The 24,215-nt window shown below is 47.6% G+C and carries 17 protein-coding genes and 1 CRISPR repeat array; of the genes, 16 read left to right on the top strand and 1 reads right to left on the bottom strand.

From position 1 onward, the window contains the following. The first annotated feature begins 123 nt into the window (after positions 1–123). From ACE3MZ_RS17935 to ACE3MZ_RS17895, 9 genes are all read left to right on the top strand, one after another. Positions 124–1,455 carry an SLC13 family permease gene (locus ACE3MZ_RS17935; protein WP_411343491.1) on the top strand — a complete coding sequence of 444 codons (1,332 nt, stop codon included), beginning with the start codon at positions 124–126 and terminating at the stop codon, positions 1,453–1,455. Between the two features lie 255 nt (positions 1,456–1,710). Beyond that, a complete protein-coding gene (locus tag ACE3MZ_RS17930) occupies positions 1,711–1,962 on the top strand; it encodes a post-transcriptional regulator (RefSeq protein ID WP_411346841.1) in 252 nt (83 codons plus the stop codon). A 231-nt stretch (positions 1,963–2,193) separates the two neighbouring features. Then, entirely contained in the window at positions 2,194–3,660 is a 1,467-nt protein-coding gene (secD, locus tag ACE3MZ_RS17925) for a protein translocase subunit SecD (RefSeq protein WP_411343490.1), read from the top strand. After that, on the top strand, positions 3,650–4,558 hold the full coding sequence (gene secF / locus ACE3MZ_RS17920) for a protein translocase subunit SecF (RefSeq protein ID WP_411343489.1): 909 nt from the start codon (positions 3,650–3,652) through the stop codon (positions 4,556–4,558). The genes secD and secF overlap by 11 nt, the downstream gene beginning before the upstream one ends. Before the next feature lie 73 nt (positions 4,559–4,631). Beyond that, the gene (locus tag ACE3MZ_RS17915) at positions 4,632–5,606 is read left to right on the top strand and encodes a cation diffusion facilitator family transporter (protein ID WP_411343488.1); all 975 of its coding nucleotides are present in this window, start codon (positions 4,632–4,634) and stop codon (positions 5,604–5,606) included. Between the two features lie 15 nt (positions 5,607–5,621). Beyond that, on the top strand, positions 5,622–8,036 hold the full coding sequence (gene recJ / locus ACE3MZ_RS17910; protein ID WP_411343487.1) for a single-stranded-DNA-specific exonuclease RecJ: 2,415 nt from the start codon (positions 5,622–5,624) through the stop codon (positions 8,034–8,036). 25 nt (positions 8,037–8,061) lie between these two features. Beyond that, positions 8,062–8,580 carry an adenine phosphoribosyltransferase gene (locus tag ACE3MZ_RS17905; protein ID WP_411343486.1) on the top strand — a complete coding sequence of 173 codons (519 nt, stop codon included), beginning with the start codon at positions 8,062–8,064 and terminating at the stop codon, positions 8,578–8,580. Between the two features lie 298 nt (positions 8,581–8,878). Continuing rightward, the gene (locus ACE3MZ_RS17900; RefSeq protein ID WP_411343485.1) at positions 8,879–9,373 is read left to right on the top strand and encodes a cation:proton antiporter regulatory subunit; all 495 of its coding nucleotides are present in this window, start codon (positions 8,879–8,881) and stop codon (positions 9,371–9,373) included. After that, positions 9,373–10,575, top strand: coding sequence for a cation:proton antiporter (locus ACE3MZ_RS17895; RefSeq protein ID WP_411343484.1), 1,203 nt, complete (start codon positions 9,373–9,375; stop codon positions 10,573–10,575). Before ACE3MZ_RS17900 ends, ACE3MZ_RS17895 begins: the two co-directional genes overlap by 1 nt. 325 nt (positions 10,576–10,900) lie before the next feature. Here the strand turns inward: ACE3MZ_RS17895 and uraA are convergent, their stop codons facing one another. Then, positions 10,901–12,220, bottom strand: a complete 1,320-nt coding sequence (uraA, locus tag ACE3MZ_RS17890; protein WP_411343483.1) for a uracil permease — start codon at positions 12,218–12,220, stop codon at positions 10,901–10,903. 420 nt (positions 12,221–12,640) lie between these two features. Between uraA and ACE3MZ_RS17885 the strand changes: the two genes are divergently transcribed. The 7 genes from ACE3MZ_RS17885 (at position 12,641) to ACE3MZ_RS17855 (ending at position 22,010) form a co-directional block, all read left to right on the top strand. Then, positions 12,641–14,821 carry a RelA/SpoT family protein gene (locus tag ACE3MZ_RS17885; RefSeq protein ID WP_411343482.1) on the top strand — a complete coding sequence of 727 codons (2,181 nt, stop codon included), beginning with the start codon at positions 12,641–12,643 and terminating at the stop codon, positions 14,819–14,821. A gap of 229 nt (positions 14,822–15,050) precedes the next feature. Further along, complete coding sequence (gene dtd, locus ACE3MZ_RS17880; RefSeq protein ID WP_411343481.1) at positions 15,051–15,503, top strand: D-aminoacyl-tRNA deacylase; 453 nt, start codon at positions 15,051–15,053, stop codon at positions 15,501–15,503. A gap of 257 nt (positions 15,504–15,760) precedes the next feature. Then, the gene (locus tag ACE3MZ_RS17875) at positions 15,761–16,267 is read left to right on the top strand and encodes a type 1 glutamine amidotransferase domain-containing protein (RefSeq protein ID WP_411343480.1); all 507 of its coding nucleotides are present in this window, start codon (positions 15,761–15,763) and stop codon (positions 16,265–16,267) included. 84 nt (positions 16,268–16,351) lie between these two features. Then, positions 16,352–16,804, top strand: a complete 453-nt coding sequence (locus ACE3MZ_RS17870) for a hypothetical protein (protein WP_411343479.1) — start codon at positions 16,352–16,354, stop codon at positions 16,802–16,804. Positions 16,805–17,806: 1,002 nt separating this feature from the next. Beyond that, complete coding sequence (gene hisS / locus ACE3MZ_RS17865; protein ID WP_411343478.1) at positions 17,807–19,051, top strand: histidine--tRNA ligase; 1,245 nt, start codon at positions 17,807–17,809, stop codon at positions 19,049–19,051. Between the two features lie 152 nt (positions 19,052–19,203). After that, positions 19,204–20,985: an aspartate--tRNA ligase gene (gene aspS, locus ACE3MZ_RS17860; protein WP_411343477.1), complete on the top strand. Its 1,782-nt coding sequence runs from the start codon at positions 19,204–19,206 to the stop codon at positions 20,983–20,985. A 269-nt stretch (positions 20,986–21,254) separates the two neighbouring features. Further along, positions 21,255–22,010: a ThiF family adenylyltransferase gene (locus ACE3MZ_RS17855; RefSeq protein WP_411343476.1), complete on the top strand. Its 756-nt coding sequence runs from the start codon at positions 21,255–21,257 to the stop codon at positions 22,008–22,010. A gap of 296 nt (positions 22,011–22,306) precedes the next feature. Further along, a CRISPR array of direct repeats spans positions 22,307–22,748; the repeat unit is 32 nt; unit sequence GTTGCACTCCGTGCGAGTGTATGGATTGAAAG. Positions 22,749–24,215: the final 1,467 nt, after the last annotated feature.

Raw genomic sequence — 24,215 nt, 5'->3', positions numbered from 1 at the left:
GTAAGAACTGACATGCGTTCAGTAACGTACTACATGATGATGTAACAGATAAGCGGACCTGCGCCTCGGCGAGGTCCTTTTGTTTTGTTTATGGTGTGTATACATAGTGGAAAGGATGATTGTATGCAGATGACAGAAACGATGATGAGCTGGCAGCCTACGGTGGCGATTTTATTATTTCTAATAGCGTACGCGGTATGGATGACGGATCAACTCAATCGGGCGTTGATTGCCATTGTGGCGGCAGTGCTGTTTCTTCTGCTCGGTATTGCGGGCTGGAATCATGTATTCACGTATATAAACTGGGATATGTTACTGCTCTGGACTGGAATGATGATTATATCAGCAGTGCTGGGGCGTAGCGGTTGGATTCGTGTCTTAACAGTGCTTGTGCTGCGACGTAGCGGTGGACGTCCGGCATGGATGTTTATTGGGCTGATGGTGCTAACAGCGATCTGTTCGGCATTGCTAGATTCCGTATCGACGATGCTGCTGCTCGTACCTATGCTGTTATCCATTGCCAAAGAGTGCCGTTTGCCGGCTGCTCCTTTTCTAATCGGAGCGGTGCTGATCAGCAATACGGCGGCAACTGCGACGCTTATCGGTCAGACAAGCAATATGTGGATCGGTACTGCCAATCCGCAGCTAACTTTTATGGCATTCATTCAGGTGCTCGGTCCGATTATTGGGGTGCTGCTCTGTATTCAAGTGCTGTGCATCTGGCTTGTTTATTATAAAAGTCTACGCTTTCAGCCGCTCTTGCTACAACCGGAGAAGTGGAATAGCGCGGATCGGCAGGATGTAGAGCAGACGACACGACGTGGCAGCCGTGAAGCGGTACTGGTAATCTTTATTTTAACGATCATATTGTTGATAATTGCTCCTGCTCTTGGATGGAAACCGGGCTGGATTGCAGCGGCTGGCGCAGTTGTTATGCTACTGATTGGGCAGCTGGCGGGTATTCGAACAGGGACGATGCTGAAACAGCTAGAATGGGAGCCATTGCTCTTTTTCGCCGGGCTATTCATTATTGCTGGTGGGTTGGTGCAATCTGGGTGGATTACGACGGGAGCGACTGCACTCATTGAGTTGACGAATGGCAGTATGGCGTGGATTGCACTTATTTTGCTATGGATGACTGGACTGTTGTCAATGGCAATGGATCGTATGCCGTGGATCGCTGTAATGATTCCGCTGGTGCAGGAAACAGGTATCCAGATGGATGCAGAATCAGCTGGTGTGCTTCATCCGATCTGGTGGGCGCTAGCGCTTGGTGCAGGCATCGGAGGTAGCGGCACTTTGTTAAGCTCGGCAGCTGGTCTGATTGCAGCCTCAATGGCTGAACGCGACAATCAGCGACTGCGATATTTGGAATTTTTAAGAATTGGCTTGCCATTGACGCTATTCTCACTGCTTATTGCTTCTCTGTATGTAGGATATGTGCTTATTCCGTAAAAGGAGTGCATGTTCTTATGTGGCAAAAGAGAGTTATGGAGTCGACTAGTTTGTATAGCTTATAACGCTTTGGTAATCGCAATCTGCGAATTCCTCATTTTTATATGTAAAGTTTATGAACAATAGCAGGAATTCGCCATTTCCTTGCCGAAAGGTACAGGGTGTATGGTGTGCTGGCAGGGATATACCCCGGCAACGGTCAATGTGAACAAGAACATGATTTTGAAGCTTATTACAGGAAGGTAGCTGGTGGACATGGATGAATTGAGCAATGCGGAGTTGACGGAGCTGATCGAATCGCTGTGCCAGAGCAAAATCGATGAGTTCAAAATGCTGGGTTACGAGCAGATTACTTCCGAGGAATTATGGGATTGCCTGAACAGCAAGTATGAAAAGCAGGGAATGCCACGGTTGTATGCGCTGGTCAACGATATTTTGTCGATGAAGCCCAATCAGCTGATGCACTATCTCACAATGTCCTCGTACAAAGAAGCGGAAAAATGGTGATGCCGTACGGTAAGGGGGAAACGTGACGGATATCGGTCGTGGATGAAACGATCGGCAATTGTAAGATTTTGTTCACATCACGATAAGCAAATTCATTGGACCAATGGGAAGCTGGGGCCGGTGTTTTACTGGCATCAGCTTGTTTGTTTTGTCGACCACCGGTAAATTGACTGTCATTTGTGTCACCGATATAATAGGAATATTGAGAATGAAAGGGGAACCACATACGGGATGAAAAGAGTCATCAGTTTCGTAGTCGTCATACTGGTCGTAGCTGGCATCATCGGCGCAACGACCCCGCTATTTAAAGACATCCGTTTGGGATTGGATCTTAAAGGCGGTTTTGAGATTTTGTATCAGGCTACGCCAACCACGCAAGGGGAAGCAGTCACCAGGGAATCCCTGATTCAGACTGCGAAAAGTCTGGAGCAACGCGCGAATGCGCTCGGTACAAGTGAGCCCGAGATTACGACGGAAGGAACCGACCGGATTCGCCTTCGGATCGCCGGTGTAACGGATGAAGCAACCGTTCGCCAGACGATGAAGGAGCCGGCAGAGTTGACGTTCCGCAGTATGTCTGGATGCTCGACCGATACGTCCAGCCAACAATCCTCGGACAAGTCGTCGTCCACGGAAGAAAGCAGCAACACAACAAGCAAATCAAGCGGATCTGCAGACAGCAAGAGCAATTCCGACAGCAACACGGTAACGACACAGAGTGCGGAATCGACACCAGCAGTAGAAGTGACGCCTAGCACTGGCGCAGCAACTTCATCTGCAACGTCCGATACTTATGCCAATGAAGATCCATTGAAAGTATACTGTAAGGTGGAACTGCAAGGTGATGATTTCAAGGAAAATGGCGCATCGGTTGTCTACAACCAGTTGAACCAACCTGAGATCACCATTCAGGTAAAAGATGCAAGCAAATTTGCCGAAATTACCAAACGTCTGATCAATCAGCCGCTGGCGATTTTCTTGAATGACACGCTGTTGTCTGCACCGGTTGTACGTGCAGAACTGACAGGTGGTACAGCAAGCATTTCTGGTGATTACACGACTCAGGAAGCGCAGCAGCTCAAAGACCAGATCAATCTGGGCGCACTGCCGCTGAAGCTGACCGAAGTGTATTCTCAAAGTGTAGGCGCTTCGCTCGGTCAGCAATCGTTGACTGATACGCTGCGTGCAGGTATCGCTGCGTCCATCGTGATCCTGTTGTTCATGGTTCTTGTTTACCGTGTACCAGGTTTGATCTCCGGTTTCTGTATCATCGTGTACATCTGGCTGACATTGATGATCTTTATCGCGGGTGACTTTACGTTGACATTGCCAGGTATTGCCGCCTTCATACTCGGGGTCGGTATGGCCGTCGATGCCAACATTATTACGTTTGAACGGATCAAGGATGAGATCATTAACGGCAAGAGCATCCAATCCGCATTCAAATCCGGTAGCCGCAGTTCCTTTGGTACGGTTATGGATGCCCAGTTGACTACGATTATCGCAGCCGCGGTTATGTTCGGTCTGGGTACAGGCGCAGTACGTGGTTTTGCCCTCGTTCTGATCTTTAACATTATCGTAAGTATTGCAAGTAACTTGTTCTTCTCCCGTTATCTGTTGTCCCTGCTTGTTAAGGGAAGACTGATCAACAAACCGGAGTATTTCGGCGTAAAGGAGAGTGAACGAAATGCGCTTTAAATGGAATTATGATTTTGTTAAGCTGAGCAAGTATTTCTACACATTTTCCATTATTGTGACCATTGCCGGTATTATTTCACTGGCAACGCTCGGTTTAAATTATGGCGTTGACTTCCGTTCCGGTTCCAATGTGGATATTACATTGACCAAGCAATTGACAGAGGCAGAAGTTCAGCCTGTGGTCGATAAACTGAATTTTTCTAATGATCCAAGCATCAATATCGGTAGCGGCGGCAAAATGTCGATCCGCTTCGAAACGGTATTGACCGATACGCAGGAAAATCAGCTGAAAGAAGCATTCACCAAGCAACTGGATAGCGGGGCTTCCTTTGAAGTCAATACCGTTGATCCGGCAATTGCCAAAGAGTTGGAGCGTAACGCGATCTATGCCGTACTGCTTGCCAGTATCGGTATTATCATTTACGTAACGATTCGTTTTGAATGGCGGTTTGCGGTTGCATCCGTTGTAGCATTGCTGCATGATGCGTTTCTCGTCATCTCGGTCTTCTCAATCTTCCGCTTGGAAGTCGATCTGACCTTTATTACAGCGGTACTGACCATTATTGGTTACTCACTGAACGATACGATCGTTATCTTTGACCGTATCCGTGAAAATCTACGTTTTTCGAAACAGAAAAAAGGCAGCGATGTGGCGACCATCGTCAACCGGAGTATTTCTCAGACGATGACCCGTTCCCTGAACACAGTATTGACCGTATTTATTGCGTGTCTGTTCCTGTTCATTATGGGTAGTGAGTCGATTCGCATGTTCTCGCTGGCAATGATGATCGGTCTGGCATTCGGTGCGTACTCCTCGATCTTTATCGCGAGCCCGCTCTGGCTAGTACTGAAAAACAAACAAAAGCCAAAAGTGAAAAAAGCGTCGAAACCGGCGTAACCCTGTAAGCTTTCAACTGTTGAAGCCGCGTCCAGCTATTGACGCGGCTTCCTTTCGTCTTAGGAGGAATGCAATGGAGAACAAGTTTATCCGGCAACAGGAAAAGGTATTCTGGACATCGCTGCTGACTGGATTGACGCTGGCGATCGTCAAAGGAATCACGGGATATCTCGCGATGAACAAGGCGTTGATCGGGGATGCGTTATATACAGCTGCGGCAACAGCACGTCAGCTGACGGATCGTGTCTTTCGGCAGGATGCTCGTCGAACTCGCAGAGCACAGGCGGTCGATGTATCGTCGGGAAATGGAAGTAGCGGTATTCCATTTGCCAATATGGTGATGACAGTGTTGCTATTGCTAGGTGGTCTGGAAATCGGAATCTCAGCGATTCGCGATATAATGGCAGATGAAATGGCAGAGCCGAAACCGTTTGCGATTGTGCTTGTCTTTTTGGCGATGGCAGTCAATGAAGGAATCTTTCGGTACCGTTATCGATATGTGAGCAAGTTGAACTATACGACATTAACGGAAATGGTAGATACTCATCGCTATTCGCTGTACTGCTCTATTGTCGTGCTTGCAGGATTACTCGGTACGATTGCCGCATTGGAGCTGCAACAAGACCGACTGTATTACGTACAGCCGATCTCGGCACTGATTGTCAGTATGATCTTATGGCGTCAGGGGTATGTGCTGGCTCGTCAGTCGATCTATGGTCGATTGGTACATACGATGGAGCAACAGGATGCCAGCGACTATATGGAGACGGTACAGCGCGTACAGGGCGTGATCACTGTCGAACAGTTGCAAGCACACGAGCAGGAAGATGGTGTGCATATTCAACTGATCATCGGCGTTAATCCACAGATTACCGTGCAGGCGGCTGCCGAGATTGCCGATTATGCCAAAAATCTACTATTGACCCGGTTCACCCACGTTAGTCATGTCCATGTACAGGTTGTCCCGTACAATGGCGGTTATCCGTACAAGTCCAACTATGATTGGAACCGTAGCGAAGGACGCTCGGGCGACGGAATGCTTCACTGAAGGAGGAACAACATCATGATTCATTCACAATATCACTGGAATGTAACTACGCCGGATCAGCAGGCTGCCCAGCAGCTCAGCATAGAGCTTGGTATTGCACCGCTGACCGCAGCCTTATTAAGCGGTCGCGGGTATACGACTGTGCCGGAGGCGGAAGCATTTCTGGAAGGTAGCCGTACGGCGAGCCATGATCCTTTTCTGCTGGCAGGTATGCAGGAAGCGGTTGAGCGTATTCGATTGGCATTGGAACGCAGCGAGAAAATCTGGATTTATGGCGATTATGATGCGGACGGTGTATCTAGCACATCGCTCATGATCCAGTTGCTGCGCCATCTGCATGCTGATTTTGACATGTATATTCCGCATCGCTCCAAAGAAGGCTACGGGCTTCATAATCATGCGCTGGATCAGGCGAATGCACAGGGCGTAACTCTGATCATAACGGTAGATACCGGAATCAGTGCGGTAGAGCAGATTGCTCACGCGAATGCGCTGGGGATCGATGTGGTCGTTACGGATCACCATGAACCACCAGCTGAATTGCCGCAGGCGGTCGCACTGGTCAATCCGAAGCTACCCTATTGTAATTATCCGTTCAAAGGATTGGCAGGCGTAGGCGTCGCTTACAAGCTTGCTCAGGCATTGCTCGGTATGGAGAACGTGCCGGAAGCATGGCTTGAGATCGTATCGATCGGTACGGTAGCTGACCTGATGCCTCTGGAAGATGAGAACCGGATGATGGTACGCATCGGTGTCGAGCATATGAAAAACAGTTCGTTTCCCGGTGTACGAGCGCTGATGAATATCGCCGCCATCGACCCTACACAAATGACCGCAACGAGTATCGCCTTTGCGATGGCGCCGCGTATTAATGCGAGCGGACGGATGGAGCATGCGAGCCGGGCGGTCGAACTGCTCACGACAGAAAATATGAGTCTGGCGGATCGTATTTCCTTTGAACTGGATCAACTCAACAAGTCTCGGCAGGAGCTGGTCAATCGGATGGTGCAGGAAGCAATCGCCATGCTGGAAAGCGAAAAGGATCAGTATCCGCATGGTGTTCCCGATGTGATCGTCGTAGCGGGCGAAGGCTGGAATCCCGGCGTTGTCGGTATCGTCGCCTCGAAGCTGCTGGATCGGTATTATCGCCCAACCATTGTGCTGGGAATCGATCCTGAAACCGGTATGAGCAAAGGCTCTGCTCGTTCGATTGCAGGCTACGACATATATCGTGCGCTGCTGGATTGTGAAGATGTGCTGGATCACTTTGGTGGACATCCGTCGGCTGCCGGTATGAGCTTACATAGGGATCAGCTGGATGCCTTCCGCCGTAAACTGAATGACCGTGCCGCTACTTTGTTGACCGAAGAAGACTTGATTCCGCAAACACAAGCCGACTACGAAGGTCGCATTGATCAACTAACACTGGCAGCAGTGGAGGAGCTAGATCGACTTGCCCCGTTTGGTATGTCCAATCCGTTGCCCAAAATCGTGCTGCGCGGCGCTACCATTTCGCAGGCAAAAGCGATCGGTAAAACACTGGATCATCTACGGTTAGTCGTTGAGCAGAATGGCAGCATGATTGAGGGGGTTGCTTTTGGGAAAGGGGAATTGGCAGAACTACTCAGCGAGGGCGATGTGATCGATATACTCGCTGAGACGAGCATCAACGAATGGCGCGGTAATCGTAAACCACAGTTGATGGTACAGGATCTCGCCGTACCGGGCTTACAAATCTGGGATCGGCGCGGATCAGGGCAATGGGATCGCAATTTGCAGCATATTCGTAGCAAATGGTCGCGTTATATGGCGGTAGAAAGTGGGCAACTTGGTGTCCTTTGCGATGAAAAACGTGCCGAAACTTTAAAAAGCCAATTGTCTGATGTATCCCTTTGGGGTTATGATAGACAGGTTGATATTGCGGCTTGCAATCATGTCTCCATACAGCATGGGGCAGAAGCCATACGCACATTATGTCTGTTATCATTACCGGCGCATATTCAGCAATTGGATCATATATTTGCCACATTCACATCGCTGGAAAATATCGTTTTGCTGCATGACCGACCGAACCAGCAGGAACGCCTGCAAATTCCCGATCGCGACATCTTCAAGCTGATCTACGGCTGGCTTTCCAAAAGCAGTCAGCATATGTCGGACGAGAGTAAGCTTGTTCCTTACCTGAGTCAAAAAACGTCCAGCTCGGTACGCATGGTACAGATGATGCTGGATGTGTTCGAGGAGCTGGAGTTCATCATTCGCCACAATGGCACCATACAGATGAATCAGGCTCCGGCGAAACGTCCGCTGCATAGCTCACAGCTGTACCGGGAGCTTGGCGAGCTGGCTGAGATGGAATATATGTTATGTGAAAGTGATCTGCCGCAATTGACTTCATGGATGATTTCCCGTATGCAAGGCGTATCATAAACGCTAATTTTAGGAGGAGATTTTTTTGGATTTTAAAGAGCATATTCGTGTGATTCCCGATTTTCCGCAGCCCGGAATCAGCTTCAAAGATATTACAACACTGCTGCAAAACGGCGAGGCTTACAAACAGTCCATCGACGAACTGAAAGTCATGCTGAAAGACCTGAAAATTGATGTGATCGCTGGACCGGAAGCACGCGGCTTTGTTGTAGGCGCGCCGCTGGCTTATGCTCTTGGTGTAGGCTTTATCCCGATCCGTAAAACAGGCAAACTGCCATACAAAACAATTCAAGCAGAATACGCGCTGGAATACGGTAAAGATGTACTGGCAATGCACGTTGATGCGATTCAGCCGGGTCAAAACGTACTGATCGCTGATGATCTGCTGGCAACTGGCGGTACGATTGCGACTTGTGTCAACTTGATCCGTGAAGTGGGCGGCAACGTAGTTGGTGCAGCATTCATGATCGAGTTGCAGGATCTGAACGGACGCGAAAAACTGCCAGATATCGAGGTATTCACACTCACGCAATATCCGTTCTGATTACAAAAAAGAATCTGTATTGCAGTATCGGGATAAAGCAAACCAGATACCGCAATGATTTTCTTGTTTTATAATGGTAATAATATCCATTTGGTGCATGTTCATAAAAACCCGATTTTGTCGTCGTTGTAGACGAAATCGGGTTTTTTGGTCTTTTTTGCACAAAATCGGTCGAAAATGAGCGTTTTCTTGAAACCTCCTTGGATGTATTGCGTATTAGGTAAAGAGGCATGCTGTTTATATGCAAGCATTTTCATGTGTCAGTATGTTCAACTTTAGAGGAAAAGGAGGGGGAAGTATGGCGATTATTCGTGAAACGGACTTGCCCGGTATTGGAAGGAAATTTGTAGTGGAAACAGACGACCGTGATCAGGTGGCAATCGTTGTGCATGAGGATGGCAAGCGTGAAGTATACCGCAATCCGGTATCTAGTCCAGACGATCATGAGCTGGTGATGACGCTCAACGATCATGAAGCGCGTCAGCTGGCGAGCATTATCGGTGGCATGAGCTATCAGCCAAGCGCACTGGAAAAGGCGGAGCTGTCCATTTCCAAATTGAGCATCGAATGGTACAAGCTCAAAAATGACACACATTGCATCGGCAAAACGATTGGCGAGCTGTCCATCCGCGAGCAAACGGGCGCTGTTATTATCGCAGGTATCGGCGCGCAGGAGCAGCGTATTATTCCGGGACCGGAATATGTACTGCAACAAGGCACTACACTCGTCATTGCTGGCGAACGTAATGGCATCACGGCGTTGAAAGAGCTGCTTGAAAGGGGGAGCGGCTAATGGATTACATTGTATTCGAGATCGGTATTGCTGTGCTATTGGTCGCGCTGGCAGGATTGCTGGCAACCAAGTTGCGATTCTCGGTCGTTCCCTTTTACATTCTGGCAGGGATGGCGGTTGGACCGCATGCGCCGGTATTCGGTATTGTGGACTTCCGGTTTATCCAGAGCGCAGAGCTGATTGAGTTTATGGGCAAGATCGGTGTGATTTTCCTGCTGTTCTATCTGGGACTCGAATTCTCGGTCGGACGGCTGGTAAAGGCAGGACGTTCCATCGCGATTGGCGGAACGATCTATATTGGTATTAACTTTACGCTAGGGCTGCTGTACGGCTTCCTGACAGGCTTTGATCTAAAAGAAGTCCTTGTTATCGCCGGTATTACTACCATCTCATCTAGTGCGATTGTGGCGAAGGTGCTGGTCGATCTCAAGCGGACAGCCAATCCAGAAACCGAGATGATTCTGGGCATTATTATGTTCGAGGATGTCTTCCTTGCAGTGTATCTGTCCGTACTGTCTGGTTTGCTGCTTAGCGGTGCAACATCAATTGGTGGCATTCTGTTGTCGGCAGCAATTGCACTTGGATATATGCTGTTGATTCTGATTGTCGGGCGTAAGGCGGTTCCGCTGCTTAATAAAGCGCTCAATATTCAGTCAAACGAAATCTTTATGTGCGTGATCTTTGCTGCATTGTTCCTGATCGCTGGTTTCTCCGAGACGATCCACGTTGCCGAAGCAATCGGTGCGCTGCTGGTCGGTCTGGTACTGGCAGAAACGTCGCATATGCATCGAATTGAAAAGATTATTTTACCGTTCCGTGATTTCTTTGGCGCCTTGTTCTTCTTCAGCTTCGGCTTGACGATTGATCCACTGTCACTGGGTGGCAATGCGGTATGGCTGGCAATTGGCGCAGTGATCGTTACGATGATCGGTAACTATACAGCAGGTATGATGGCAGGCAAAACCGCCAATCTGTCTCCGCAAGCATCGTCCAATGTCGGTCTGACGATTATGTCGCGTGGCGAATTCTCCATTATTGTGGCGAATCTGGGTGCTGCTGGAGCGCTATCGGGTATTCTACAGCCATTTGCCGCGATCTATGTACTCATTCTGGCGATTCTCGGACCGCTATTAACCAAAGAGTCGAAATTCATTTACAAAGGCGTGTCGCGCATTTTCCGGCTTCACAAAGCAAACAAATAAATCATCAATATTCATGGGCATCACAGAGCAAGCAAATTATTTTCCTATAACACGTCTAGCCGACCGGCACTGGTTCGGCAGCGCAGGTAGGCAATACGAGAGCAACATGCAAGATCGTATTATAAGAAAATGACTTGCTGAGGATGGTTTGAACAACCAAGATATCCTACTGGGACATGCACAATCGACAGGAAATTATATCCGCTGAATATAAAAGGGAATACAAATGAAATGTTAGCCTATTTGGCATCGATAGCAAAAAGGACTGCTCCGTAACGGAACAGTCCTTTTTTGTATATTCATGTTGTGTATTCATATAAAGAAATCAGTCTGGAATCTTCGCAGGTGGTGCTTCATCATTTTTGTCGTTGGATAAGCCGGTAACGTGCAAGATGCGGAAGAACAGACTGAGCAGAATGCCGACGATTGTTGCCAGCGCCATACCTTTAAGCTGCACCGTACCGAATGTGACGGTTGCACCGCTCAGACCGGTAATTAGTACAACGGTAGTGAGCAGCATATTTTGTGCTTTGGAATAATCGACCTTTTGTTCAACCAGAATGCGTAGACCAGATGCGGCGATTACTCCGAACAGCAGTAGTGATACGCCGCCCATAACCGGTGTCGGGATAGCAGAGACTGCGCCAGTAAACGTACCAGAGAACGATAGTACAATTGCGATAACCGCCGCGCCACCGATTACATATACGGAATAAACACGGGTTAATGCCATCACGCCGATATTTTCACCGTATGTCGTATTCGGTGTCGAGCCGACAAACCCAGAGATGATGGTAGAAATACCGTTACCCATGAGCGAGCGATGCAAGCCGGGGTCTTTGGACAAGTTTTTGCCAACGATATTGCTGGTAACAAGTAGATGACCGACATGTTCTACGATAACGACCAGGGCTACAGGAATGATCGTCAGAATGACCGACCAGTTAAATGTAGGTGTCGTAATATGTGGCAGCTGGATCAGACTCGCTTCGGTAATTCGCGTTGTATCTGCCAGACCGAGCGGGAATGCCAGTACATACCCGACGACAATACCGATTAGAATATGAATAATTTTGGGAAAGCCGCGGAAGGTAACGGCGCCGATCAGTGTCACGCCAAGGGTGACGAGCGACAACGTAATGACTCGACCGTCCGGTGTCCATGTAGCTGCATCTACACCGGATGGAGCGATAAAGCCTGCCATCTGTGCAGCAACCGGGATCAACTCCAATCCGATCAATGCGACAATTGCACCCATCGCTGCGGGCGGGAATACAATATCAATCCAGCCAGTACCTGCATATTTGACGAGCAGGGCAACGAGCAGGAAGATGACGCCAGTCACGATGAACGCGCCAAGCGCCAGCGAATAGCCGGTATCATCGTAACCGTATTTGGTCAAGACAAGCGTAACCGGTGCGATAAAGGCAAAGCTGGAACCGAGATAAGCGGGAATTTTACCACGACAGATCCAAATATACAGCAGGGTGCCAATACCGTTCATTAGCAAAATCATGCCGGGATCGACTTTGAACAGATTCGGTACAAGTACCGTACTTCCGAACATGGCAAAAAGATGCTGCAAACTGAGCAGCAGTCCTGGTCCGAACGACAATTTTTCATTTACTTGAATTTCACGCTGCACTCATTTCACTCCTCAAAGGTCGATTGATATGTACATTATGCACGTGCGTATTTGCATCCTTAATAGCTTAATGAGTTTGCCCGGTTTTTTCAATACAGATTTTCGCGTTGTTTGTTAGGGATGTGGATACTTTGCAATCGAAAGGTCGACAGCGGGACTGTATGGAATCTTTACAAACCCTTCATGTATAACGGTTGACGCCGTTAGGTGCAAGAGGCATAATTAGGGGAAACCTCTTTTGAGAACCTGCCGCCGTGTTTACTGCTGAACAGGTTCCATTTTGAGTTTGGTATCATGAAAAAGATTCCATACAAACGTCAACATTTTCATATACAATCCAATGTGTTACATGCTGCGTCCGGCTGTACCAGTAGGGCGTGCATGTTATTTTGCAAATAGAAAGGATACGACAACGATTCCATGGGCATAGAGCGATTACTCGAAAAGGCGTCCGCCTATATAAAACCAAAGGATCTGGAGCGCGTCAATGAGGCGTATGAGTTTGCCGAGCAGGCTCACCACGGTCAAGTACGCAAATCCGGAGAACCTTATATTTTGCATCCACTGGCAGTTGCAGATATTGTTGTGGGCATGGAGATGGACACCATCTCGATCATCGCCGCGCTGCTACATGATGTTGTTGAAGATACGACCGTACCCCTTGAAGAAATCCGCAGTCGTTTCGGCGACACCTGTGCGATGCTGGTTGATGGTCTGACCAAGCTGGAACGGATCAAATTCCGCTCCAAAGAAGAACAGCAGAACGAGAACTATCGCAAAATGTTTATCGCGATGGCTCAGGATATTCGGGTTATCGTTATTAAACTGGCAGACCGCCTGCACAATATGCGTACCTTGAAATACCAGTCCGAAGAAAGTCAACGCCGTATCGCTTATGAAACGCTGGAGATTTTCTGTCCGGTCGCGCATCGTCTCGGTATTTCCGCGATCAAATGGGAGATGGAGGACATTGCACTCCGCTATTTGAATCCGCAGCAATACTACCGCATCGCCAATCTGATGCACAAAAAACGCGCTGAACGCGAGCAGTATATCGATAACGTCATTGACCGTATTCAGGAGAAACTTAAGGAAATGGGCATTGACGCCGATCTGTCTGGTCGTCCAAAGCATATTTATAGCGTCTATCAGAAGATGACGAACAAAAACAAGCAATTTAACGAAATCTACGATCTGCTGGCGATTCGTATTATCGTTGACAATATCAAAGATTGTTACGCTACACTCGGGATTATTCATACATTGTGGAAACCGATGCCGGGTCGATTCAAAGATTATATCGCTATGCCGAAGCCGAATATGTATCAATCGCTGCACACAACCGTAGTCGGACCGAATGGTGAGCCGACGGAAGTGCAGATTCGTACGTGGGATATGCACCGTACGGCTGAGTTCGGTATCGCTGCTCACTGGGCATACAAAGAAGGCGGCTCCAACGGCGGCGTAATGGAAAATAAAGTGCCATTTTTCAAAGAAATTCTGGAGCTGCAACACGAAGCTCAGGATGCGTCCGAGTTTGTGGAGTCGCTGAAAATGGACTTTTTCTCCGATCTGGTGTTTGTATTTACACCAAAAGGAGAAGTAATCGAGTTGCCGAATGGTTCGGTGCCGCTTGATTTTGCGTATCGCATTCATACCGAGGTCGGCAACCGTACGATTGGCGCGAAGGTGAACGGACGGATTGTACCGCTGGACCATCGTCTGAAAACAGGCGATATTATCGAGATTTTGACATCCAAGCATTCGTATGGACCAAGTCAGGACTGGCTGAAGATCGCTCAGTCTTCCCATGCGCGCAGCAAAATCAAGCAGTGGTACAAAAAGGAAAAACGTGAGGAAAATGTACAAAAAGGTCGTGAAGCGCTCGAACGTGAGATGAAGCGTTTGAACCTCGAACCTTCTGTCTGGCTGACCGATGACAAACTGCTGGAAGTCGGCAAGAAGTTTGCATTCCACGATGTAGAGGATATGCTGGCAGCGATTGGATTTAGCGGTATTACGGCTGCACAAATCTGTACACGACTGACGGAAAAGTTACGCCGCGAGCAGGAAGAATCGAGCATTATCGAATTGTCTTCACAGGTCAAAGAAGTCAAAACCGCTGCACCGGAGCAAAAACGCCGTCCAACGCATGGCGTGAGCATCAAAGGCGTCGACAATCTGCTTGTGCGCTTTGCACGCTGCTGTAATCCCGTGCCGGGTGATGATATTGTCGGTTATGTTACGCGTGGTCGCGGTGTATCTGTTCACCGCAGCGACTGTACGAACGTGCCGGATGTAAGCGACAATAGTGAAGCAGCTCGTGTGATTGAAGTAGAGTGGGAAGATGCGGTAGAAGCGAACTACAACGTGGATATCGAGATCACTGGTCACGACCGTCGCGGACTGCTGAACGAAGTGCTGCAAACGGTAGCCGAGAGCAAAACGAATATTTCCGCCGTCTCTGGACGCTCGGACAAAAATAAAATGGCGATGATTCATATGACCATCATGATCCGCAATACCGATCATCTACAATCTGTCGTCGATAAGATCAAACGCGTGCAAGATGTATATACGGTGCACCGGATTATGCAATAAGTGATGTCGTCATTGTGTATAAGACGCTGTCTATGAATAGTCAAGCAATCTGTAATTGCAATGGTGTCAAATGAAAGCAGCCAATTCCGTAGTATTGCGGAGTCGGCTGCTTTTCATTTTCAAAAGAGTATGATAGTTTTAGTCATATTATTCACCTATAGGGTAGATCAACTAAGCTAGATCAACATTGCCGTGTATGTTAGACATCATCGTAAAAGGAGACTTACATATGAGAGTTGTTATTCAACGCTGCAAGCACGCATCCGTAACTGTTAACGAGGAGATTGTCGGTCAGATTGGCAAAGGACTGATGGTGCTAGTTGGTATCACACATGGAGATACCGTAGAAGACGCCGAATATTTGGCAGGCAAGGTAGCCGGTATTCGTATTTTTGAAGATGAACAGGGCAAAATGAATCTCGGTATTAGCGATATTGGCGGACAGGTGCTGTCGGTATCGCAATTTACGCTATATGGCGATTGCCGCAAAGGAAGACGCCCCAGCTTTATTGATGCAGCACGACCGGAACAGGCAGTTCCTGTGTATGAAGCATTCAATGAGGCGCTTCGTCGTCAGGGAGTAACCGTGGAAACCGGCATCTTCGGCGCCGATATGGACGTGGCATTGACTAACTGGGGACCGGTAACATTGATCGTCGATAGTCCAACCAGAGCCGAATAAATATAGCATCTATGATGTTCATGCAATTATGGCAATATTGTGCCTGTAAAAGCGTAAATAAGTACCCAAATTCTCGCCTTTGAATCTACCATTCTCCTGTTATATTCGGTCTATAACCGGGTAATAACAAACCGAAAACATCTTTGCGGTTCCACTCACCACGACTGCAACATCACTGCGCAATTCCGTGAACCGCAAAGTCCATTTCTGTATAGATATGAACATCATTCACTAGCAATGAAGGGAGAATACACATCATGAGTAAAATCGCTTTTCTGTTGGCAAATGAATTTGAGGATACTGAAATGCAGGTTCCCTACGACGAACTGACCAAAGCCGGTCATCAGGCAGACATTATCGGTCTGGAAAAAGGCGAGAAAGTAACTGGCAAAAATGGCAAAGCTGAATATACAATCGAAAAAGCAATCAGCGAGGTGCAAGCTTCCGATTATGACGCGCTGGTCATTCCGGGCGGTTCTTCTCCCGAAAATCTGCGTCTTGATCCGAATGTACTGAATTTCGTGACCGAAATCAGTCAAGCCAACAAAACGATCGGAGCGATCTGCCACGGTCCACAAATTCTGGCAAGTGCTGATCTGCTGAAAGGTCGTACCATTACATCATATCCACCATTGAAAGTAGACATGGTGAACGCTGGTGCTAACTTCCAAGATGGTGAAGCGATTGTAGATGGCAACTATATTACATCCCGCACACCAAAAGACGAGCCCGCATTCGTACGCGAACTGCTGAAAGTATTGTAATTTTCAACTTGTAACGCCTAGTTCAAGCCTATTTTGACAGGTTTTCTGAACGACGACCTGTACATTAGCGAGGAGGTTATTATAATGACCCAGCATATTCAGGCTTATTTCCGTACCGAAGATCAGGCACAGGGTGCACAAACGTCTTTACAAACCTTTAATGTCAAAAACCTAGAAGTTGGACGCCTTGATAAGCAAATTAGCCAAGGCAGCCGCGTTCTCGTTCCGCTTGTTCCGTTAAACGCGGGTGGAGCGGCAGGCGGCGGCACAGCGTCCGGCGTATCTGCTGGTGTTGGTCCAGGCACGGTTGTACCGCCAACAGCTATTATTGATGAAGATGGCAAACGCAATGAGGTTACTGACGACGATACAGCAAACCGTCGCAACGATGCGGATGGTTGGAGTGCGTTCAGTGCAACCGATAAAGATTATGACGATCTGAAATATGTATTATCTGCTACTGTGATGGAAGCGGATGTAGAAGCAGTTGTAGAGAAGCTGCGCACGAACAATGCATTCGTTGAAGTATTAGAATAGTTTTCCGTTTTACAGAATGTGCATCCGAAGGATCATATACGTATACAATATAAACGACGAAAAGCCCGGTACATACTATCGGGCTTTTTATTTTGTTTGAGAGACAAAGAGATACTTCTAGTATATGACTGCTGCTTGACGACTTGTTAAAACCATTGATAAACAAGGGCTTTGGATCATCTGACCATGCATGTTATACCTATTGTAATGAAACTGTAATATAGGAAACATCTTCTCTTAACAAACACCATCTATAATGAACCCATGACCCCCTTTTAACATACTTGTTGGCCTGCGGCCCGTTGCCGCAGGTTTTTTCTTTGTCTGAAAAGTATTGACTTTACTACAGTACTTCATTACAATCGGTAAATATAACATGGAGCTGTCTCGTAACAGAAAGCAGGAAAGTAGTGCTTGAACAGCTGCCAGATGGTATACTATATGTTGGGCAAAACTGTATGATCGATTCATGGACGGGAAAAGTATCACCGACAACGAACAGTTCCATTTTGGAAAAAGAGAGGCATTCCCTTAGGCTGCAAGGAATCCCTGGACGACGGTGTGAAAAGACCTCCCCGAGAACAGAAAGTGAAAGATGGAAAAGCAGGCAACGGTATACAAGCATATGCTGGATATCGCCGGATGAACAGTCGATCTGACTTCATTGCGGATACCGCTTTTGGAATCCAAGTAACTTTGTGCGTAGTCAGCGGGCGTTAACCGCTTTTAATGAAGCGAATGTGGATGGATGAAACGGCTTGATTCATCAGACAACCGCTGTATATGTAGTCATCTGCTAATGGCATATGGCGCAACATATCAGTCGTACGCCGGATCACGGCAGCATTCGAAATGTGGGTGGCACCACGGGTGAATGGTATATCCAGTCCCTCGTCCCTGTTTTGCAAGTGAAAACAGTGACGTGGGGCTTTTTGTGTTCTCAAAAATAAAAAGTTATCATAAACAGTCACTGGTCTTCAGCTGATTGAAGGAGGAGCAATTATGGCGTTTCAAAAACCGACAGGCACGCAGGATTTTCTGCCGGGCACTGTGGAGAAATGGCAGTATGTCGAAGAAAAAGCAAGAGAGCTGTGCAGACGATTCAATTACCGTGAGATTCGTACACCGTTGTTTGAGCAAACTGAGCTGTTCCAGCGCGGTGTAGGCGAAACGACGGATGTGGTGCAGAAGGAAATGTACACCTTTGAAGACAAAGGCGGTCGCAGCATGACCCTTCGTCCAGAAGGGACGGCTGGTGTGGTACGCGCCTATGCAGAGAACAAGCTATACGGATTACCGGACGTAACGAAGCTGTATTACATGGGACCGATGTTCCGGTACGAGCGTCCACAAGCTGGACGGTATCGTCAATTCCACCAGTTTGGCGTAGAAGCGTTCGGTTCGGTCGATCCAGCGATTGATGTAGAAGTAATCGCACTGGGATTGGAATTTTTCAAAGAATTGGGCTTGAAGGATGTCACAGTGGAGATTAACTCCGTCGGAACATCCGAGACGCGCGCCGCTTACAATGAAGCATTGCTTGGCTTCCTGCGTCCGATGAAAGAAACGCTGTGCAAAGATTGTCAGCAGCGGATGGAACGTAATCCGATGCGTGTACTGGACTGCAAAGTGGATCAGGACAAATTCGTCGGCGCACCGTCCATTCTGGATAGTCTGGATGAAGATAGCCGCACGTATTTCCAGCATGTACAGGATTACCTGACAGCGATGGATATTGACTACACCGTTAACGAACGACTGGTGCGCGGACTGGATTATTATACGCACACCGCGTTTGAATACAAAGCACAGGGCATCGGCGCGATCGACACTATCGGCGGCGGTGGACGGTATAACAAGCTCGTCTCTGAAGTAGGTGGACCGGAACAACCGGGTATCGGCTTCGGTATCGGGTTAGAGCGTCTGCAACTGATTTTGGAAAGTCAGGGCGTCGATGTACCTGCAAGCAAGCCGCTGGATGTATATCTAATCGCACTCGGTGAAGCAGCTGAGAAAGAAACCGTCAAGCAGCTGTTCAAGTTGCGTACACTAGGTTTTGCGGCAGAACGCGATTATCTGGGACGTAAAATGAAAGCACAGATGAAATCGGCTGACCGTCTGGAAGCGCGCTATACCGCTATTCTGGGCGATGATGAGCTGGCAAACGGCGAAATCGCGCTCAAGCATATGGCGACTGGCGAACAGCAAACCGTCAAGCTAGTAGAGCTGGCTAACCACTTAAAATAAAGCAATACGCTGTTAAAAAATAATAAGCTGGTAAGCTCCGAACGTTTCGGATATTACCATTTCATGCACGACCATCAACCCGCTCGCATTGCTGATCACATAGCAGTCGAATGAAGCGGGATGTATATTTCACTACAAAAGGAGAATGTAATATGTTAAGGACTCACAACTGCGGAAAGCTGACCGCCGCCAACATCGGCGAGACAGTCACATTGAATGGATGGGTGCAAACTCGTCGTGACCTCGGGGGCGTACTGTTTATCGATTTGCGCGATCGCAGCGGAATCGTACAGATCGTATTCAACCCGTCGTACTCCGGCGATGCACTGCAAATCGCTGATCGTGTTCGCAGTGAATACGTATTGTCGGTCAAAGGTGAAGTCGTTCGCCGTGACGAAGAAACGATCAATGCGAATCTGCCAACTGGCGATATCGAAGTGCGCATTACCGAAATCGAAGTGATCAATGCAGCGAAAACACCGCCATTCTTTATCGAAGACGGCGTAGAAGTAGACGAATCGCTGCGTATGAAATATCGTTATCTGGATCTGCGTCGTCCGGAAATGCAGCAGACGCTCATTCTACGTTCCAAAGCGACCAAAGTATTCCGTGACTACCTTGACGAGCAAGGCTTCATCGATGTAGAAACACCGATCCTGACTAAGAGTACTCCAGAAGGCGCGCGCGACTATCTCGTACCAAGCCGTGTGCATGAAGGTGAATTCTTCGCGCTGCCGCAATCGCCACAAATCTACAAACAGCTGTTGATGGTGAGTGGTCTGGAACGCTATTATCAGATCGCTCGTTGTTTCCGTGACGAGGATCTGCGTGCGGATCGCCAGCCTGAATTTACTCAGGTCGACATCGAGACGTCCTTCGTTGAGCGCGATGAGCTGCTGGGCATGATGGAGCAACTGATGGTACGTCTGTTCAAAGAAACGATCAACGTGGACATCCCGGTTCCGTTCCAACGCATTACACACGCGGAAGCGATGGACAAATACGGCTCCGACAAACCGGATCTGCGCTTCGGTCTGGAACTGGTAAACGTTAGCCATATCGTTGCTAACAGCGGTGCCAAAGTATTCGCAACCGTCATCGAAAAAGGCGGCGAAGTGAAAGTGCTGAACGCTAAAGGCTGTGGCACATGGACACGTAAAGAAATCGACAGTCTGGAGCCATACGCGAAGCGCTACGGTGCCAAAGGTCTGGCATGGATTCAAGTAAAAGAAGGCGAATTCCGCGGTCCAATCGTGAAATTCCTCGGCGAAGATGAGATTCAACAACTGCGTGAAACGACCAATGCCGAAGAAGGCGATCTGCTGCTGTTCTCCGCAGACACCAAAAAAATCGTTGCCGATGTATTGGGCGCGCTGCGTCTGAAAATCGGTCGTGACCTCGGTCTGATCGACGACAAAGCATACAAATTTGTATGGGTCGTAGACTTCCCACTGCTTGGGTATGACGAAACATCCAAACGTTATGTGGCGGAACATCATCCGTTCACTCGTCCGTACGAAGAAGATCTGGAACTGTTCGACACCGATCCGGGCAAAATCCGTGCACAAGCTTACGATATCGTGCTGAACGGCTACGAAGTAGGCGGCGGTTCCCAACGTATTTACCAACGTGATCTGCAAGAGAAAATGTTCGAAATGCTCGGCTTCACCCCGGAAGCGGCACGCGCACAATTTGGCTTCCTGATGGATGCGTTTGAATATGGTACGCCGCCACACGGTGGTATTGCCTTCGGTCTGGACCGTCTCGTTATGCTGCTGGCTGGTCGCACCAACCTGCGTGAAACGATCGCTTTCCCGAAAACAGCAAGCGCGACCGACCTGCTCATGGATGCTCCGGCACCGGTTGACCAAGCGCAATTGGAAGACTTGCATATCCGTCTTGCTCCGAAAAAGCCGGTTATCGACAAAAACTAAATACGGTACAATCAGCTGTCTGCTGATTATGTCTCTATCCTTGCGATGTAATGGCTTCACGCATATATTGGTTTGGATTGCATGTCTACTCAACCCCTGTGTCTGGCATCATGCTGGATATGGGGGTTAACCCATGCTATGAGACAATCATATGAACTGGAGTAAACGGTGTAACTTGAATGAGATTGTGCATGACGGTTAATACAATATAGAATGTAGTAAAGAAGTCTCAACATGGTATAAGCAAACATATTGAAAGGAGCTTATTTATGCTAAATCAATTTTCCCGCACCGAGCTAGCGTTTGGCCCGGAAGGTATTGAAGTAATGAAGAACAGCACCGTTGCTGTCCTCGGTATTGGCGGTGTCGGTTCCATCGCGGTTGAAGCGCTGGCGCGTACAGGCGTTGGTCGTATCATCCTGATCGACAAGGACGTCGTGGACATTACGAACATCAACCGCCAGATTCATGCGCTCACGACAACGGTCGGTCAGAAAAAGGCAGACCTGATGGTCGAACGCGCCAAGCTGATTAACCCCGAATGTGATGCGATTGCACTGAATATGTTTTACACGGAAGAGACGTATGAGGAACTGTTCAAATACGATCTGGATTATGTGATCGACGCGTCCGATACGATCATTTACAAAGTCCATCTGATCAAGGAATGTCTGAAGCGCAAGATCCCGATCATCTCCAGCATGGGTGCAGCCAACAAAATCGATCCAACTCGTTTCCAAGTTGCTGACATTTCCAAAACCCATATGGACCCAATCGCCCGTGTAGTACGTACGAAGCTGCGTAAAGATGGTATCCGCAAAGGCGTAAAAGTCGTCTTCTCCACCGAAGAACCGAAAAAGCCACGTCAGGACGTGACTCAGAAGATCGTTCCTGAAAATGCACCAGAGATCCGCAAAGCGAAGCAGCCACCGGCAAGTAACGCCTTTGTCCCACCGGTTGCCGGTCTGATTATGGTGAGTGTGACCGTTCGTGAACTGCTGGAAAAGCACGGGATTGAACTGTAAGTGTAAGAGAATAGAGAAGCATACGGCTTGTGTAGAAAACATACTTTTCTATGCAAGCCGTTTTTTGATTGGGTATGGAAGTGGAAAGATAAAAGATGTCGTTTGCAGATGAGCCGATAATGTCTACTAGCGCGAACCCTAAGCTCACATCAAAACCCTAGGAGGTTCGCGCTCCTTGCCTAGCAAGGGATGGCGGGGATTCTATTGCAATTTGGGCTGGTGTTGAGTAAGCTAAATAAGAGGTTCGCGCTTTTGGACGTTTTTGCCCGTATGTGGCAAGGGATTCAAGGCGCGCAGTTGCACTCCGTGCGAGTGTATGGATTGAAAGCATGAGCGATAGGGCTAGTGCGATGATTGGAGCCACAGTTGCACTCCGTGCGAGTGTATGGATTGAAAGTAACGATATTGACTGGAATTTGACGATGAATAGTCGTTGCACTCCGTGCGAGTGTATGGATTGAAAGAGTTGGTCAACTCAAGGGAACAGCAGTCAACTTGACGTTGCACTCCGTGCGAGTGTATGGATTGAAAGTCGTATACACGAACTGTGATTTCAGTTGTATTGTCACGAGTTGCACTCCGTGCGAGTGTATGGATTGAAAGCAATCTCCACCCGCAACGCGGTATTGCAGGACTCGTTGCACTCCGTGCGAGTGTATGGATTGAAAGTGGTAAGAACAAGGCATTTTTATTTTCGGACGGAAACGTTGCACTCCGTGCGAGTGCATAGATTGAAAGGAGCCATTGATTTTGACAACTTTGTAGTTAGTAACTAAGTTGTACTCCGTGTGAATGTTTGAAGTGAAATACCTAGTGTTAAGATGCAATTAAACTTTTTGAATTATAAATTGAGCATAGATAATGGAATATTTTTAAATTTTGGTTGCCTGCATTCTTTTAGAGTCAAGGTATAGGAAAATTGAATATATCTCTATGTGAGTTTTGAAATTTAAATAGACCTTATTTTATAAAAAATCTTGCTCAATTAAACTGAAAATTTGATGAACACATAACAAAAGAGAGTACTATACAAATGCTATCAAATTGAACTAATAATAAAGAGTAAAGAGAATCAAGACCCCATTTCTGCAACTAGGCAGAAATGGGGTCTTTGAGTTTTGATGAATCTTTAGATAACAAATTGAATAAAAGAAATTGTATAGGTTAAAACTAAGTTATTTGCGTAATATTAATTGCAAAATTAAACAGACAATACTTATCGTACTCACATGAAGTGCGACCCGCATTTAAAGATGATACGGTTGCTCCTATGCAAACGTACTTTCAATCCACGCACTCGCGCGGAGTGCGACTACCGTTATCAATCCGGATGTTTTTGCTCGTAACTTATTTCAATCCACGCACTCGCGCGGAGTGCGACTCGGGAAAGTACACCTCATTTGAATGAAGCGACTGGTATTTCAATCCACGCACTCGCGCGGAGTGCGACTGTGGAGGCCTTCAGCCCTTGCTACATAAGGAAAAATACTGCCAAAATCGCGAACCTCTTTTTTAGAGTACCTAAAAAGACAATCAAACACAAGCAAAATGCTCAAAACCCAGTCGTAGCAAGGAGCGCGAACCTCCCAGGGTTTTGATGTGAGCTTGGGGTTCGCACTTATTCCTACGTATTTAATCGGATATCGTATTCATGATGAATTCCTTATTTTGAAGTATAGTAGCATTCCTCATTCGTTTATGATAAACTAATCATCCTTTGTCTAGAGTGCATATCATGATGATGCACGGATAAAATATGGCGAAACCCATAATCAAAGCGCGAACTTGAAAAGAGTACACCTAGAAGTAAATATCCACGGAGAAAATGATTATTTTGCACCGAACAATATTTTTCTGGATCATATCTCCGAGGTTTTACTGGAGCTAGATGTAGGCGATATTTAGAAAAAGCGTGAAGATCGTCTCTTTACCTAGCAGTCGAAAAAAACACGTCAAGACGTAACGCAGAAGATAGTTTGCGAAAATGAAAATAAACCAAAGATTCGCAAAGCCCAGTAAGTGATACATTTGTCCTGCTGGTTGCCAGTCTGTACATGGTGAGTATGACGTTTCGGGAAATTATGGAAAAGAATGGGATTGAACTGTAAGTGTAAGAGAATAGAGAACCATACGGCTTGTGTAGAAAAGATACTTTTCTATGCAAGCCGTTTTTGATCGGGGATGGAAGTGGAAAGATAAAAGATA

This window comes from Paenibacillus sp. WLX1005, assembly GCF_046603685.1.
Lineage (GTDB): Bacteria > Bacillota > Bacilli > Paenibacillales > Paenibacillaceae > Saccharibacillus.
The sequence above is the reverse complement of the archived record's forward strand: the minus strand, read 5'-3'. Positions and strand labels throughout refer to the sequence as shown.